This window comes from Nostoc sp. JL23 (genome assembly GCF_017115065.1).
Classification (GTDB): Bacteria; Cyanobacteriota; Cyanobacteriia; order Cyanobacteriales; family Nostocaceae; genus Nostoc; species Nostoc punctiforme_A.
This window is the reverse complement of record NZ_JABXKN010000092.1, coordinates 172,555-189,273: the sequence shown is the minus strand read 5'-3', so window position 1 is coordinate 189,273 and position 16,719 is coordinate 172,555. Positions and strand designations below refer to the sequence as shown.

13 protein-coding genes are annotated in these 16,719 nt (G+C 40.3%); 2 read left to right on the top strand and 11 right to left on the bottom strand.

Annotated elements, in window-relative coordinates; all coding sequences use genetic code 11:
* Positions 1 to 492: 492 nt before the first annotated feature.
* Positions 493 to 1,776 (bottom strand): ankyrin repeat domain-containing protein, encoded by a 1,284-nt coding sequence (locus HWQ42_RS18650; protein ID WP_292814790.1) that lies wholly within the window; start codon positions 1,774 to 1,776, stop codon positions 493 to 495.
* Between the two features lie 196 nt (positions 1,777 to 1,972).
* On the opposite strand from HWQ42_RS18650, the gene HWQ42_RS18645 reads away from it, so the two are divergent.
* A complete protein-coding gene (locus tag HWQ42_RS18645) occupies positions 1,973 to 2,443 on the top strand; it encodes a DUF4079 domain-containing protein (protein WP_292814787.1) in 471 nt (156 codons plus the stop codon).
* A gap of 53 nt (positions 2,444 to 2,496) precedes the next feature.
* Here HWQ42_RS18645 and HWQ42_RS18640 read toward each other — a convergent pair whose 3' ends face one another.
* Entirely contained in the window at positions 2,497 to 3,168 is a 672-nt protein-coding gene (locus tag HWQ42_RS18640) for a DUF1997 domain-containing protein (RefSeq protein ID WP_292814784.1), read from the bottom strand.
* Between the two features lie 177 nt (positions 3,169 to 3,345).
* On the opposite strand from HWQ42_RS18640, the gene HWQ42_RS18635 reads away from it, so the two are divergent.
* Positions 3,346 to 4,002 (top strand): NAD(P)H-binding protein, encoded by a 657-nt coding sequence (locus tag HWQ42_RS18635; RefSeq protein WP_292738340.1) that lies wholly within the window; start codon positions 3,346 to 3,348, stop codon positions 4,000 to 4,002.
* 140 nt (positions 4,003 to 4,142) lie between these two features.
* Here HWQ42_RS18635 and HWQ42_RS18630 read toward each other — a convergent pair whose 3' ends face one another.
* The 9 genes from HWQ42_RS18630 to hpsA all read right to left on the bottom strand — a co-directional run bounded on the left by HWQ42_RS18630 (position 4,143) and on the right by hpsA (position 16,334).
* Positions 4,143 to 4,796 carry a TIGR04282 family arsenosugar biosynthesis glycosyltransferase gene (locus tag HWQ42_RS18630; protein ID WP_292814782.1) on the bottom strand — a complete coding sequence of 218 codons (654 nt, stop codon included), beginning with the start codon at positions 4,794 to 4,796 and terminating at the stop codon, positions 4,143 to 4,145.
* 30 nt (positions 4,797 to 4,826) lie between these two features.
* Positions 4,827 to 5,477: a type II secretion system protein gene (locus HWQ42_RS18625; RefSeq protein ID WP_292814779.1), complete on the bottom strand. Its 651-nt coding sequence runs from the start codon at positions 5,475 to 5,477 to the stop codon at positions 4,827 to 4,829.
* Positions 5,478 to 5,531: 54 nt separating this feature from the next.
* Complete coding sequence (locus HWQ42_RS18620; protein ID WP_292814777.1) at positions 5,532 to 6,497, bottom strand: glycosyltransferase; 966 nt, start codon at positions 6,495 to 6,497, stop codon at positions 5,532 to 5,534.
* Position 6,498: 1 nt separating this feature from the next.
* A complete protein-coding gene (hpsE, locus tag HWQ42_RS18615) occupies positions 6,499 to 7,491 on the bottom strand; it encodes a hormogonium polysaccharide biosynthesis glycosyltransferase HpsE (protein ID WP_292814775.1) in 993 nt (330 codons plus the stop codon).
* Positions 7,492 to 7,512: 21 nt separating this feature from the next.
* Positions 7,513 to 8,472 (bottom strand): hormogonium polysaccharide biosynthesis glycosyltransferase HpsE, encoded by a 960-nt coding sequence (gene hpsE / locus HWQ42_RS18610; RefSeq protein ID WP_292814773.1) that lies wholly within the window; start codon positions 8,470 to 8,472, stop codon positions 7,513 to 7,515.
* Positions 8,473 to 8,660: 188 nt separating this feature from the next.
* Positions 8,661 to 9,389 (bottom strand): prepilin-type N-terminal cleavage/methylation domain-containing protein, encoded by a 729-nt coding sequence (locus HWQ42_RS18605; RefSeq protein ID WP_292814771.1) that lies wholly within the window; start codon positions 9,387 to 9,389, stop codon positions 8,661 to 8,663.
* 38 nt (positions 9,390 to 9,427) lie between these two features.
* Positions 9,428 to 10,462, bottom strand: coding sequence for a hormogonium polysaccharide secretion pseudopilin HpsC (hpsC, locus tag HWQ42_RS18600; protein WP_292814769.1), 1,035 nt, complete (start codon positions 10,460 to 10,462; stop codon positions 9,428 to 9,430).
* Between the two features lie 65 nt (positions 10,463 to 10,527).
* On the bottom strand, positions 10,528 to 11,175 hold the full coding sequence (gene hpsB, locus HWQ42_RS18595; protein WP_292814768.1) for a hormogonium polysaccharide secretion pseudopilin HpsB: 648 nt from the start codon (positions 11,173 to 11,175) through the stop codon (positions 10,528 to 10,530).
* 185 nt (positions 11,176 to 11,360) lie between these two features.
* Complete coding sequence (gene hpsA / locus HWQ42_RS18590) at positions 11,361 to 16,334, bottom strand: hormogonium polysaccharide biosynthesis protein HpsA (RefSeq protein ID WP_292814766.1); 4,974 nt, start codon at positions 16,332 to 16,334, stop codon at positions 11,361 to 11,363.
* Positions 16,335 to 16,719 lie beyond the last annotated feature (385 nt).

Sequence of the window (16,719 nt, the reverse complement as noted above, 5' to 3'; positions counted from 1 at the left end):
ACTAAATTTAATTTTTATTTATTTTCCTTTGAATTTCCGTAGCAACCGCCCAAATGGTTGTATATCAAGCTTTTTTGGTAACTTGTTTGTATTTAGCCTTTAGGATAATACATAAAAAATGATCGTTAGAATACTTTTCCGTTCAATTAAAAACTATATATTTTGCACATCTAGCACAGTAGGAAACGCCAAGGGGGAGAGCAGGTAAAAGGTAAAATGTACAAGGTAAAAAGTAAAAGGTAAATTTACTTCTTCATTTTTGCTTTCTTTCTATCCTTGTGACGCAAGCATTTGGTCTGCTCCCTTTTGGCGTTTTAATTTTTTCTTTCTCCGCCGTAGCAAGTTCACAACAGCTACGACGGAGTTTTGCTTTCTTTGTTTCTTCGTCCTAGATTTAGTTTTTTAAACTTCCTTGGGATTTAAGCTTGCAACCTTCATTTAATGATTTGTCAAGATATTTCTCAAAATATTTTAAATGAAGAATTTAGATTGCTATTCTTGCGCCCCAGCTTTTTGCAGACTCTGCACCACATTCTTATAACCATTAAATTCTGCAATCATCAAAGCAGTATAACCGCCCCGATTTTTCAAATTCACGTCTGCCCCAGCTTGGAGTAATAACTGCACAATTTCGCCATAACCTGCTGAAGCAGCCCACATTAATGATGTGGCCCTCGCTGAGTCTTGAAAATTTACATCTGCCCCCTTTGCCAGCAGCAAATGTACGATCTCTTTGTGTTTGCGTTCAGTTGCCTTAATTAAAGCAGTTTTGCCATCATCCCCAGGAATGTTGACATCAGCACCATAGTCTAACAACACTTGCACCGTTTGGATGTGTCCTTGTGATGCAGCCAACGTCAAAGGTACTTCACCAAGATTTTTCCCATTTATATCTCCGCCAGAACGTAGCAGTGCCTCGACAATTTGGCTATGTCCCTGCAATGCTGCTACAAGCAGTGGTGTATCGCCCAGGTGGTTGCTACTTTGGACATCTGCACCTCTGTTAAGTAATATTTGCACGACATCAATATAGCCTTCCACAACGGCAAGGTGTAAGGCAGTTTCACCATCTCGATCTTGAAGATTGATCTGGGCACTTCGATCTAGTAAAGCTGCTGCGATCGCACTGTGTCCAGCCGCTGCTGCTGCCGATAGGGCAGTTCCACCATCAGCATTTTTCACATTTACATCAGCCCCTGCTGCTAGCAGCCCTTCCACAATCTCCAAATGTCCCAAGTCTGCTGCTAGCATTAAAAGTGTCTCACCCTCCTCATCTGGGATATTGACATCGACACCACTTTGGAGAATTGCTTGTAAAACTTCTATTTTTCCCTGCTTAACTGCGAGTTTCAACGCCGTATCATTATCTTTATCAGCAATATTAACTTGGGCACCAGCAGCCAATAAAGCTCGCACTACATCGATATGACCTTTGAGTACTGCTGCCATTAAAGCTGTACTGTCATCTTCATTAGTGGCATTGACATCTGTACCTTTAGATATTAAAAGTTGTACAATGTCAAGCTGTTTGGCACTAGCTGCCAACATCAAAGCCGTCAAACCATAGATTTTTCTGGGCAAGTTGATATTTGCCCCAGCATCCAGCAGCGATCGCACAATTTCGGTATAGCCTAAATTAGCAGCAAACATTAACGCCGTGGTGCCTTGGCGATCACACGCGTCCACCCTCGCACCAGCAGCCAATAGCGCACACAGACCCTTGATATCGCCACTTTTAGCAGCTTTTAGCAGCAAAGTATCGTTGTTTTCAGTCATGAATGAGATCCCACACAGGGGGTTTTGTTTGTCTACCCTCAAAATTTAGTCTGAGATTGTTTATCCACTTTGGCAAGAGGGCAAAGGAAAATAGTCGGGGAAGATGGGGGAGTCTCTTTTAATTTGTGCAAATTTAAGCACAGAAAATAGAGTTATGCTAATTTTTATGAAGATTTAATCATTAGGCGAGAACACGATGAGTCTGGAACTTTCTACGTCGGTGAAATATTGGCTGAACTTCTTCCATCCGGTGCTCATGTGGGCGCTATTAGTACTCTCAATTTATGCTGCCTATTTAGGACTACAATTGCAGCGTACCAGAAATGCTCAGGGGGAAGAAAAAAAAGAATTGGTTAAAGGTAGATATAACGTCAGACACTACCAAATCGGTTCTATACTCCTAGCTTTGATGGTAGCAGGTGCGATCGGCGGGATGGCTGTCACTTATATCAATAATGGTAAGTTATTTGTCGCTCCTCACCTGTTAGCAGGACTGGGCATGACAAGTCTAATAGCATTTTCTGCTGCTTTGTCCCCTTATATGCAGAAAGGGGCAAATTGGGCGCGTGCAACTCACATTTTAATAAATTTTACGCTTTTGGGACTTTTTGCTTGGCAGGCTGTTACTGGGGTGCAAATTGTCCAAAGAATTCTCACTAAAGCATAGTCTGTAAGTTATTTGTCAGTTAACAGGCTGATAACTGTTAACTGACTATTGACTCAACGCTTTTGCTTAAAATTAGCAGGAAAGGGTATTCTCAAAGATTTATGAAAATCTTCCTGAACTTTGCGAGTTAAGCGGCGGGAGACTTGGCGGACAATTTGATTAAGTAAGCGATCGCCAGTAGATTGAATTATAGACTTGGGTAATCGCTGAATAAATCGGGGAAAGTGAAGATAAACTATCAAATCCAATTCCCATTCAACTTTTGTAACTTCGCCAATACTGCTGCAAGCATCGCTTCCGATTAACTGTAGAGATGCCCGATAATCTACGTCATAACCAGGCGGCTGGTAGTCAGGAATGGGGATTGTACGGATGCGGTAAATACCCTCCTCTGGGGGCAACAATTCCAAACCTATTTTCGGTTCTACTTCATAACCGAAAGAACCAAAACGACCAATTGTTAAAGCATAGCCATTTTCCCCAAGTGATTGTACCTTCATAGGTTCAGCGCTGCGCGAAAACCATGAGGCGTGAGAATTGAGATACTCAGCAACCTTCTCTACTGGAGCAGCCATTTCCATAAAATCTTGATAACGACCGTAAAATTTTGTGAGCGTCGCTACATTTGGTTCTGTTAATGTATCCTCGGCTTCTTGGCTGGACGCTACAGGTAAAACTGCTTCTGTTATTTCCCAGGATTTATATTCGCCTTTTCTTGAAAGCATAAATGCATTACTGTATATTTTGGCGTTGTCTATATTAATGATTCCCCACATACCTGGGTCATTTCGCATTCAGATCCCATTTTGACCGAAACCTCATTAATCTGCGATCGACTCCATAGAATTACTAAAATAAAGAACTAAACAAGTACACAATAGTTTCCCAGGATAACATTTATCATGAAAGCATTTGTAGCAGGGGCAACAGGTGAAACAGGTCGCCGGATTGTACAGGAGTTGATAGCGCGGAATATTCCCGTCATAGCCCTGGTGCGGGATATAGAGAAAGCTAGGGCTATTCTGTCTCCTGAAGCCGAATTAGTGGTAGGTGACGTATTACAACCAGAAAGTTTAACTGCTGCGTTGGGAGATAGCACAGTTGTGTTGGTTGCGACTGGGGCAAAACCTAGCTTTGACCCCACTGGCCCCTATAAAGTGGATTTTGAAGGGACTAAAAATTTAGTAGATGCTGCTAAGACAAAGGGAATTGAGCATCTGATCTTAGTTTCTTCTTTGTGTACTTCCCGGCTTTTCCATCCGCTAAACTTGTTTTGGCTAATTTTATTGTGGAAAAAACAAGCTGAAGAGTATATTCAGAAAAGTGGTCTTACTTATACAGTTGTGCGGCCTGGTGGGTTGAAGAATGAAGACAACTCCGACCGCATAGTGATGCAGAGTGCAGATACACTATTTGATGGTAGTATCCCCAGGCAGAAAGTCGCACAAGTTGCAGTTGAAGCGCTGTTTGAAGCAGATGCACGCAATAAAATTGTCGAAATTGTTGCCAAACCTGAAGCAGCTTCAAAAAGCTTTAAGGAGCTATTTCAACAGTGCTGATATTCCACAGGATTTTATTGCTTCTGTCTCTTATTCTCATCCCCAAGATAATCGGCTCACATTTTCATGAAAAAGTGATGCCTACAAACTTTTTCCATTAGCTTGCATTATCTAAATTGACCGACCTTTGATTCTATTGCCTAAAGCGATCGCTTTATTTTCCCTGCAAGGGCTTGTTCCCAAATCGGCAGATCCTCCGGTCGGTCAACATCAGCTAAAGGCGACAAGTTCACGTATGATAAATTAAGTTTCTGGGCAATATCCACGGTTGTCTGGAATACTTGAGCAGTTCCCCACTCGATGTTAACGAATAGCTCCGGGATGGGTTGGCGCAAAGCAATTAAGTAATATCCACCATCGATCGCAGGCCCAAGTACGAGGTCAAAGTCGTGTAACTTCTCAAAGGCTGTTGCTAAAATCTGGGCATTCACTCCCGGACAATCTGTACCAATGATAATTACTTTTTCTGTACCAGATTGAAAAGCATCAAAAAGCGATCGCGCCATCCGCAAACCTAGATCCCCTTCACCTTGAGACTGGTAAACCAAATCCAACCCCAGCCAGTCTTGCATAAGTTGCGAATTGCCACCTGCAAAACGCACTTCCACAGATATGTCAATGGCTTTTTGCAATTCTTGAATTTGAAATATTGTATGCTCAGTCATTTCCCGTTGAAGATTGGCAGCACCAACATCTCCCAAAACAGCTATCAATCGGGTTTTTGTCCTACCTGGTTCTGGATAGCGGGTGAAAATAATCAGGTGCTGTTTTGGGCTTGCTGGTAAGTTCAGCATACAATACCTTGTTTAACAACTAAAAATATCTTAATAGCAATACTTGTCGTTTTCGTTTGCTCTAGCATGATCTTTTCCCGTCCGCATAGCCCCCATAATTGTAGAAACATAGACACAACGTCTAGCTTTACCACCATTCAAGCTGTAGAATGTTATTTGTCCTAATCCGCCTACTGTACACTGATTTCCAATTTCAGAGATCGGACAACCGTAATAGTTAAATAAAACTCGCCACATTGGCTGTGAAGTGTGTTTTCGTAAAGTTGTCTCCTTTTTTCCTTTATCGTTTTCCTCTTCATCAATCCGAATATTTGGCTCAAGGTTATGCCATAGGTTGCCATTGTTTTTAACAGTATCAGGAATGAATTGTCCTGCTTCTGCTTGATGAACGGCCCATTGCACGACACCATTTTGTATACGAAAACTGGTTTGCCTGGTCAATTTATCTTTAGTGGCTTGGCTTTGTGCTTGGCGCATAGCATAATAAACCTCATTTTGGGCAGTGTTGAGACGGCGAGTGTCCACAAAAGCCAGCCAATTGGATATTCCGATCGTAGCTAATATACTAATTAATACAATAACTACTAACATCTCTGGTAAGGTAAAACCACTGTTAGAATGATTATTCTTCAAGAGATTTTTTGCATAAACTAAAGACGGTAGATGCACCAAGCTATACATTTTTTATTCTGATACTTTTTCAGCTAACTAGGTGTTGAGGAATGTTTCAGCTTTTTAGCTTTTTACTTCGCGCTGGTTAGTAATATTGTCCAACAACGTAGGCATTAAAAGGATGATGAAAATTTTTAATAATAACTTTAAAGTGAAATTTATACGCTGAAGCCTTGAAGAATTATTCAGAACATAATTCCATAAGAATTTAGCCGCAGTTAAAGCTTTTTGCCGATTAAACGGCTTTTGTAGGGCTTTGCATGTCAGATATTTATATAAATTTGTCAGGCTTATATTCCAAGTATGCTTAAGTGCTAAAGGTCTTTCCTTATATGCTCTCTCAAGCACCTGCAAGCAAGCTTGCTCTTGCCTTACAAGATTAGAAGAAACTGAATTAGCACTTATTCTGTATAATATTTGTACAGATGGTACGCATACAAAATCAAACTGGCAAGATAATCGCAACCACATATCCCAATCTTGAGCAGCACTTAGAGATTCATCAAATCCACCTAATTTGATTAAAGCTTCTCTACGAATCAAAGGATTGGAGCCATTCTCTAAAAAGTTTGTCAACAATAACTTTTCATAAACGTCTCCATTGGCTATAACATGTGTACCAGAGAGTACTATTTCACCATTTTCATCGATATAATCAGTCCAACTGTAAGCAACTGTCGCAGTAGCATTTTCTTGCAGAGCGTTTAACTGAGACTGAAGCTTGTCAGGTGTCCAAAGATCATCCGCATCTAAGAAACTAACAAATTCTCCAACTGCAAGCTGTAGACCTCGGTTACGACTAACGTTTCCGCCAGCATTGGTATACGAAAATATTTTTATTCGGGGATCTTGAATTTGTGTAACAACATCTAAAGTGGAGTCTTCTGAACCATCATTAATTACAATTAATTCTAGGTCACTCAAAGTTTGATTTAGAACAGATTGAATTGTGTGAGTAATAGTCTTTTCACTATTATAAGCGGGGATGATTACAGAAGTTTTCGGCAACTGGTTACTAGAGTTAATCATTTTATAGGGCTAATTTATTTTTTAATCCTTTGCGCCAATTAGATTTTAAGTAGTAAAAAGGACTCATCATACTAGCCAAGTAAAATTCCATTTCAAAAAGTGCAATTAAATTATTTTTCAATTCCCCTCTATAGTGAATACGGTGCTTTAATACTCGGCGTAAATTCCCTAAAATAGTTTTTATAAACACTATTGGTTTTTGCCAATTTTGAGTATTTATCAAGCTTAATTGGAAAATACACAAGCCACAACCGCGTGCCAGAGTTAAGAGATAATCTCTCTCAAGTCGCCAGCGTGGTATTTGATGATAAGTGTGCATGGTAGGGTTATACCAAATTTGCCAGCCTGCATAATGTATGTAAAGCAATGGTTCATAGTCATCACCCTGTACCAAAATACCAGGTAGCTTCCCACTTAAATTAGGCCGCTGTGGTACATTTTCACGCCATACTTGTTTCCGAACAACAAGCGCTGCACCAGGAGGAAGTCTTAAGTTATCTGCGTCAAACAAATATGGATTGGAACCATGTTCTCTAATCGCTAAAAAAGCTTGAATTCTTTCAAAATTTTCTGGCGGATTTACTTCAAAATCACCATGAATCTGTCCACTCCAAGCACCTGCTTGAGGATGCTCTAATCCAAAGATATATGCTTCTGATAACCAATCAGGAGCAGGTAAATTATCATCATCTAAAAATGCGATTAGCTGCCCTTTGGCTTCACGTACTGCTCGCAATCTCGCAAAAGCTGCTCCCTGTTCGGGCTCTAAAAAATATCTTAAGTGACAGTTACCATCATATATTTTTTGGTAATTATGGATTATTTCAAATGTATTATCAGAACTATTATTATCCACAATAATAATTTCCCAGCTAAGTTGTTCTACTCCTGTCTGGGTTAATAGCTTATCCAAAATTTTAGGTAACCGAGTTGCTCCATTGTATGCAGGAATGGCTACGCTAATATCTAAATTTTCATCTTCTAATTCAGTCATAATGCCTAATTATTAAAAAATTTATTTTTTAAAATATCCATTTTTCCAAAGATAAAAAGGACTAATGAAACTACTTAAAAAAAGTTCCATTTCGCAAGCAGCTACCAAATCATCTTTTAGATTAGTTCGATATTTTAGTAAGTGTACCGTGATTTTACGCAAGTCATTTATCATATAAGATAAAAGAGCAAATGGTCTATATATTTGTTTTATATTTACCATTCTAGTTACACAGCGACTAAGTCCAATTCCTCGAAAGAATGGGATTAAATAATCTTTTTGCAAACGCAATTTTGGTATTTTGTGTGATATTTCCATTTCTGGGTTGTACCAGATTTCCCATCCTGATTTTTGGATGTAAGACAACATTTCTAAATCTTCACTGGTAAGCATATTGCCTTTAACTCTACCAGTTAAAATAGACTTATCTGGTACACTTTCTAACCATGCTTGTTTACGGACAACAAGTCCGGCAGAAGGGGGTAGTAATTTTTTAGATGCTTCATATAATAGCGGTAGATTTCCCCGCTCTGTAATTGCTAAAAACGGAGCAATTCGCTTAAAGTTTTCCGGTGGTTCTACTTCCCAGTCTGGGTGAATTTGGCTGCCATAAGCTCCAGCTTTGGGATATTTTTCACCAAAAGCATAAGCTGCGACTACCCAATTTGATACTGGGTAGTTGTCATCATCTAGAAAACCGATGAGTCTACCTTTAGCTTCTGCAACTGCCCTTTTTCGCGCATAAGCTGCACCTTGTTTTGCTTCAAAGCAATACTTTAAAGGGTAAGGACCTCGCCAATCTTTTTGATAGGTTTGAACAACTTTAGCTGTATTATCAGTGCTGTTATTGTCTACAACTATAATTTCCCAAGTTAAATTTTCGGTGTGAAGTTGGTTTTGCAGTCGTTTTAGTAGTTCAGGCAAACGACTTTCACCGTTATAAGTTGGGATAGCTACAGTAAAGTCAAGGTTCTCAGTCATTTTCCGAAAAGTATATTTTGATGATGACGCTTTTTATTATGTTCAGGCAATGGCTAATTTATCAATGGCTCTTAAATAAATCTATCAAATATTAAAACTGCACATGATGTTTCAATTTTGCTATCAACGTGTAGTTTTATGTTCAGCAATATTACGTATTTTCAAATAAATATTGGTATTTAAATTACTTAACTGCATTTATCATCTTTTGCTGCCAGCATTGAGCCTAAGAGAGTTTTCACAATGACACATCGCTTTACGCTACTAGCCAATGTAGGATTTGCAGAGCTTGGTACAGCTACCACTATTTTTAACCCAGGTGGCTCTGTCGAAGGGGCTACAGGTGTTCCAAAGCTTGCATTGGGTAAAGTCCCCATATAGTCAAAAGTAATTTTTGCTGATGCATTTAAAGAATAGGATACATTAGAATCGGCAGTGTTTTCAGTAGTGCTATTTAAATTTGTACCTAGCAAAAATTTATCAGAGCTAACGCCTACATCCGTTCCTAAAGGTTTCCATGTGCTGATTTCAGCAATAGGCAAATAGCTACCATCACTCTTTTTGGTAGGAAAAATAGCAACCTCTTGGGTTGTGCTATTTTTACGAAAACTGACACTGTAGCTAAGTTTTTTGTTTTTAGCTTCGCGCTGTGCTTCTTGCAGTGCTGCGTAAACGGCATCGTTAAACTTATTTATCTGTTGCCGATTTACAAAGGCAGCCCAACCAGGAGCTGCGATCGCTGCTAAAATTCCTATTAGCAGCAGTACTACTATTAACTCTATAAGACTAAATCCAGCATCTTGTTGATTGTAGCCATCAGTAGAGGGTATATTTGCTAAATATTGCTGCTTTAGCTTTGTTTCTCTGCTGTGCAACTGGAAATAATCTAATAGTTTTAAACTAAGAATATTCGGCATACTATCCTGCTTTTATTAATATTTATCAAAAATAGAAGCTATTTGGTAAAGATGAAGCTGCTTCCTTGAACCTTAATGTTTGCACTTGGAAAATAACTAGATTTGCTTTGCGCGTAACGTACTTTAGTTTCATCATTTTGTATTAGACGAGCTTGTGCATTACCCCTTAAATAAACTTCAACAGAACTTCTATTATCTGCACCAACTGAATTAACACAAGCATAGAAGCCTCTTCTAACAATCGTTGATGGAACTCGTTGAAACACCAAGCCAGTAGGGGCAGGGCAAGTTATTGATGCTGCTGTAACTGTCGGGGTTTCGTCTGCTATTGTTGTTTGATCTATAAAATCAACCAAAACCACGGGAACTTGATCGTAAGTCCCCCCTCCTGCCCAGCTATTCATTTTTGCTTGTAATGTTATGCCCTTTTGTGACAAGTCAAATGGTTTAAAGCCTTTATCTGGGCATGGGAGAAATTTTTCGGTTGCAGCAAATCCAGAGCAAGTCACTGTAGCAGCAGTATTTGGAACGCCATCTTTAATTTCCCATCTAGCGATGCGTGCAGCGTTAGACCAAGTAGTACTAGCACTAGTGTCTTTAATTAAATAGTAGGCAACTAATGAGTAAACAAAAGTATCATCTTTTTCAGTGCCTGTAATTGTAATTGCTTGATTAACCAATTCTCGTTTCCAAAAAACAAGCACAGGAACTTTATCTGTTCCGTTAGGTAGTTGATTCCCAGTTGTACTTGCATTTGGGCAAGTGTTATTGGTACTAGCATCAACAGTACCGCTTAGACAAGCAATTCCAGTAGCATCATATATATATATTGCTTGTTGGAGATCGCGAGTAATATAATCTAGTGCAGCTTTAATTTCTTGCTCAGAGTTCGCTTTGGCTTGTTCCTGTCCATCAGTGTTTAAAACACTGATCATAAAACTTAGTAACGGCGTAATTACTAAAAATGCAATGAGCATAGCCACCAATAATTCAATCAGGGTAAAGCCACTATTTTTGTTTTGCTTGTGAGAGGGTTTTAGCTGAGTACTTAACAGCCACCTCAATATATTCATTTTGCTACAGGTTCTCCTTAGTGACCGATACTGAGTCATGAAATTATTTATGTTTACCGGGTTAATTATGGTTGACAGCCACCAAGGCGATCGCACAAAGCGCTATAGGAGCTTTGACCCCTGACAATTTCAGTTGTCATTTCTACTAGTGGTGCTTTGCGATCGCCTAGTCCCCCAGTGAATGTTGCTGCTGTTTTTCCACTGCTACCCGCAGTTAAAGAGCCAAATTCAGCATCTGAACGATATACCCGAACTCCCAAACGATAGCCTTGACCTTTATCAGCGTCGCTACCTGTGACAGCAACGCGAATAGCCTGAATGTAAAATAGATCGCTAGTACAGTCGGGATTAGCAAGGCTGCCATTTTTGTTAAAGCAATACAAACTAGTGCTAACAGTAGGAACTGACGTACTACTCAATAAATAGTCACTGCTTGAACTGGATACATTTCTACTTGTGCTAGCAGCCAGTGTAACGGTGATTGTCGGATCTGAGATTGTTTTAGACTTAATAGCATCAATAAAGGCTTTAGCCGCTCCTGTTGCCAATTCCACCCGTTTAGCTTGTACACGAGTTGCTGTTGACATTACTAGGACAGGTGCGATCGCTACCAGCAAAATGGCAACCACGAGGATCGCCACAAGCGACTCAATGATCGTAAAACCTGACTCGTTAGACTGGGCAGATAATTCTTGTAGTTGGCGTGGGTTCATACTCAATTTTTTAATAAGGCTATGTTTTAAAGTAATTTGCGATCGGGTGTAATACATTCTTAACCTCTCCCCTACAAGGCTTTGAATTTTCCCCTCTTCCCGAATGGAGAAGAGGGGGCTAGGCTAGGTCTGTTAACGTGGTCTATTCACCCGAAAAGTGATGTAAAAACTCTCATTCAAACACTTTAGGATGGTTGGAGTTGGCAGCTAGTAGGGCGTTCAGTTGCTGGTAGTGCAAATTTGAAACCGCTACCAAAGTAACTAGTGTCCGCAGTATCAAACCCATCCGATGTTTGAGTTTGTACACCACACAACAAAGTTTTCACCCAAAGGTCATCACGACCTACTTCTCTGAAGTATTCATTCGGAGGATCTGCTGCTGGAGTTACAAAGCGTTGGGCAAACAAGTCGGGGTTTTGCGCCAATAACGCCACATCAAAACCCCAGTTACGGTTAGGAGGCATATAATAAGGCGCTTCACCACTAGGATTAGTAATGAAAGTACTATCTGATGTGTAACCAGGTCTTGCAGAATTCAGAAGTCTGTAAAAGATACTATTATTCTTCAAAAGGTTAGGGGCGCTAATATCATTTGGGTCAGAAGTGGTTGCAGGAGGAGTTGTTGGCCCTGGTCTGACAAGAGCTTGGAATGGTGCAGTAGCATAGATACTGCGTTTAAATTGAATGAATGAACCGTTGATATTGGCATCAATTCCATCCCAGTTTTCTAAGAAGCGCACAAAGTTATGCAAACCCCCATTGATTTCGTAGGTACTTGAACCCACACGAGCTGGAGTATCACCAGCAGCAACTACTAGATTAAAATTTGTTTGACTTGCCTGAGACAACCATCTAGTGTTTTTAACGACACTAGACGCTCCTGCTAAAGCGGCGTAATTTAGATTAGTAGGTGCTGTTGCAGTTGTTATTTGTAATTGCAACACAGGTTCAAATAACGGCTGGTATGATGCATCTCTGCTGGGTGAAACAGGGAATAGTGTCGCGTCTGTGGCTCCAGGAAAATCCCTAAGCGAACCAGTAGCAGGTAGTTTGGGGTATCTGTAGAATACACGATCAGTGTTGTTGAATTTAATCTCGTTCAGGGTAGACGGTGGTGGACTAGTAGTAGGATTTGTTGTAGTTGCAAACCATAGGGCATTGGAATTTATATCAGGTATGCTAGACGGGTCTACCGCACCACTTGTGATAACTAGGGGAAATTCTGCTACTGCACCCGACCTTATACCTAGTGGAATGGGGGTAGCATTAGTATAATTTATGGCAATATTACTAATATTAACAAGCTTGCCAAAATCAGGATCACTCGTTGGTGTGTATTTCCGTTTGAACGCAACCCTACGAGCAAATCCTTCAAAACCAGCCCTTGGCGATCGCGCAGTTGTACCAGCTAAGAGTCTGGTAAGATCAGTTACACCAACTACATCACTAGACCTTTTGAGTATTTCTGTGTCTTTATCTAAAGCATTGCCTATATTACTATCACTATCTAAACCCACATACCAGTCACCCGGTTGACAATCTGAAACTGGTATCTTGAAGCACATCTCCATTACATACTCTGGGAAACTTCCTCGACGCTGAATGGGCGTGACGAAGTTGTTCACGTAAGAACTGTTATTGTTTACTGAGTCGGCAGAAGTGGGAGTACCTGTATAGTAGGTATCACCACCAGAGTTAGTCAAGAAATTAGATGAAGTGACAAAGTTGTTATTCCAGAAACCTACCTTCAGTCGGCTGAGTACGACGTTAGGATCGCTGCCTTGATTATTTCGCAAGTCGTAATCACCTTCATTGCGGAAACCTTCACGGAAGTTACCAGAGAGCAAGGTAACAGCATCGGCAATTACTGATGCTGGTCGCCAGGTTTCACCTGTTGTGCAATTTGGTAGTCTGGGGTCACTAGGCCGACAAGCAAAGTCAGGATCGCGATTTGCCGCAGCACGAGTGTAAAATTTAGTATCGTAGGTAGTAGCGCTGGGAGCAGGTAAAAGATCCGGGGTTTTGAATTCTTGTTTAGCGTGCAGATTAAAATCGCCTTTAACATACACTGGTAGCTCAGTTGCTAAAATTAAGCCTTTTTCTTCTGCTCTGTAATTAGTCTGGCGACTCAAGTTACTTCCATTAATCAACATAATGGCGTTAGGCCGCCGTTCTGGATCGAGATTGTAGTCACTAGCGCTGATATTTTCACTAGTTGGGTTACTGCGATCTTTTTGAGCATCATCACGAGAGGCATAGATAATGCCGCTATTGGGCAATAAATATTCGTTATCCGACGCAGCGCCGATTGCTTGTGTGCGAAGCTGACCTAAATTTATACTAGTGGCACGAATTTCGAGAGGCTGACGCTGTTCAACTTCTAAATTGTAGTTTCCAGTTAATGTGCCACCTTTATCTATAGCTTTAATTTGTCGGGCATCAAGAAATGCAGTTTCTTTGATTGCGCCATCAGGAATGTAGGTAGTACTCCGAGTCAGAGTGCCATCAGCAATCTGTATTGCACAGATAGTAGAGTCAATTGCTGATTGCTCAGAGAGAGTGAGTTTACTGGTAGTTGCTTTGGCCAGTGCTTGTCGTAGTAGAGGATTCACAAGGCGGCCATTGGGAAATACCAAGTTGGCTTGATACTTCAAGCGATTTAGCAAAGTTACACCAGTGTTAGTCACATCATCAGCATTAGCTCCAAGTGTAAAAAAACCATTGCCATCTACTGCTTGTCCTCTAGTTACGCCAGCAGATGTAGTAGCGGGAGCGGCGTAAACAATCCCATTGTTAGATGCTGCTACTGTTGTTAAATCAAGGGGATTATAGGTGTTTGTAGTTGCTGTTGCCTGATTGGTAGGGTTGTAGTAGCTACTTACACAGGCCATGGGTGTTTGATAATCGTCTGCTGTAGCCGCCTGAGGATTATAGGAATCAAAATTGTAGTGATACACTACCGTGGCACGCATTACCAAATCACCACGTTTTTGTTTACTCGCATTCAGAGGATCGGTCGGATCGGATACAACCATAGGCATAGTATCAGGCCAGACTACAGTGCCATAACTTTCGTTGACTTCCGATGGCAATATCGGCGTGCTTGGAGTCGGCGTGCTTGGATCGTCAAGCAGTTCAGGCTTTCCTCCTCGTGTTGGAAGAGTAGGTTGGACGAGTGCTCTTAGTCCAGAACCTATAGGTGTATATACTCCTGCGCCTGTAATCACCCTTAGTCCACCGACCACATCAAGGGGATTAGATCGGGGTGAAGCGGCTGAAATTTCCCAAAAACCATCACGTCCTGTTACCCCTAAATCTGATAACTGTCTGACGCGAGTGCTACGAGTTCGATCTTTGGTAGTGCTACCTGTCCACCTCACCGCAGGAGAGATGGCTTGTGGATCATTCTCTCCTACAAAGTCTCCTTTTGTGCTATCCCATATAAGTTCAGGCAGGTTGTTGCCTACTACGATGCGATCGCCTAACTGTGTTTCTATTACGGGAGTATTATCTACAACGTCTGGATCTCCAGTAGGTAGTTGCGCTGTATCTAGTGTTAGTGTTGTGTTAGCATCTGTTGGATAAATCCAGGCATCCATTGGACGTAACGTATTAACAGAACCTTTCATAAAAGTTGCTGCATCTGCTGTGGTGTAATCGACACCAGCAGATTTTTCAATAGCAGAATTACCATAAAGAACTTCTTTAAATGGTACACGCCTAGTACGCTTACGGAACCAGTTTTCTAATTCTTCCTTACGTACTTTAGTCGCATCTAAACTTGGATCGTTTAGAGTTCGGTTGGTTATATTAGTTCTGATTTCTTGAGGATCAGTAGTAGCAGCATTGTTAAGTTGTGCCTTCACTAATAAGTCTATGCGTTGAGCATAAGCCTGAGTGTTATAGGCAATGTCATTCGAGTTATTTGAGGTGGTTTTATTAGTAGATGCTAAAGTTTTATTTGTAGTAGGTGCACCATTTTCTATAAATAAATCTACGTATGTTCCACCTGTATTACTTGTACTGATTGGACTACTAGTTGCAATATTGCCGCCAATAACTATCTTGCTATTTTCTCGTTCGTAGTAACATGAATATCTGCTACTGACCTGAAATAGAGTTATATCTTGATTAGTTTTAGCAGTAAATAAGTTACTGTTGGTAAAGATGCGTCCATTGAGACGGAATCGAGGCCCAGGTGTAATATCTAAGTCATCTTCATAGACAACGGCATTATTAGTAATAGAAACTTGACTACGATCTTGTTGCATTTCTAATGCCGAGAAGCCCTTATTACCTCGATACTTCTCATATTTGGTTGTGTCAAGAGAAGTAGCTTGAGCAATATCACTAATAGGAACTGTGACTGCATAAACGAAAAAGCTTTTTTTCAATTCGCCAGTTGGTAGCTTATACCAACCCGAACTACCTATTAAGCTGGCGCTAGTATCACCAGCTACGTCACAAGCTCCACCTGCCTTAGCTGGTAGCATAGGAGGGGTTCTAGCATCTAGTGGGCTTCTATTTCGGAGTGTACCAGTTTGGGGGGGAGTGCGGAAGTAGATCCCATAGAGAATAAAGCTATCAAATTTACCGTTATTATCTGTATCGGCAGGAAATTTCCAGGCTGTTTGTATGTTTTCTTGATTTTCTAAAGCCATACTACTACCTGCTTCAATCATCGGATTTGTAGTACTTATAGTACTTTTATTCAGGTTATAAGCCAGGGTTATAGGAGTTTCATCACCAAATGTATAGATAGAAAGTTTATTAATTAAGGTATTGTATAGGGTTAGATTTGATGGGACAGAGCGTGGTAGAGTCGGGTCAGCAAACAGTGCACTTATTTTGGCTTTAGCCCTTTCTAATGCAGGGGTGGCGGCTTGCATTGTTGCTTCATTCACGCGGACATTACTAGCATTTTTAGAACGCTCAAAAGACCGAAATAAAATTGCAGTTGTTAACAGTACAACTACCAAAACTACCATCGCCACTGTTGGCAATACAAAACCAGAATTAACCGAACCGCGTCTTCTTTGAGTACCAGAAATAGTTCGCAAAAGCCAAATAATTTGCTTATTGATTGCAGATAAAAGCTGCTTACTAATTTGTCTGAAGGTTTTTTGAATTACCTTGAATAGCTGACCTTTTCGAGACATATCTGCTTCCTGATCGAGTAGATTGTAGCGGAGTTTCTATTGTTTTAAAGTTTCACTCATACCTATCAAGTATTTCTACAGACATTGGATGAGATGATATTTATCTAACTACTTTCTTTGGCCTTACTAACCTCCAAACAAAATAGCTATAAAAAAAGATAATTTATTAAAGTTATATCATTTATGAATTGTTCATTTGATCCGGTAAATACTGATTTTTCAGAATTATTTTGTTCCAGTCTGATAAATCACAAGAGCATTACTTCATAGTAGATTTGCGTAAATGTGTTTTATTTGAAGACAAATTTATGAAGATGTTGTCAGCAGAGTAAGCTTATAATACCCATCTGTTAAAGGAAAAATATCAGTTAGGTGCAAAATAATC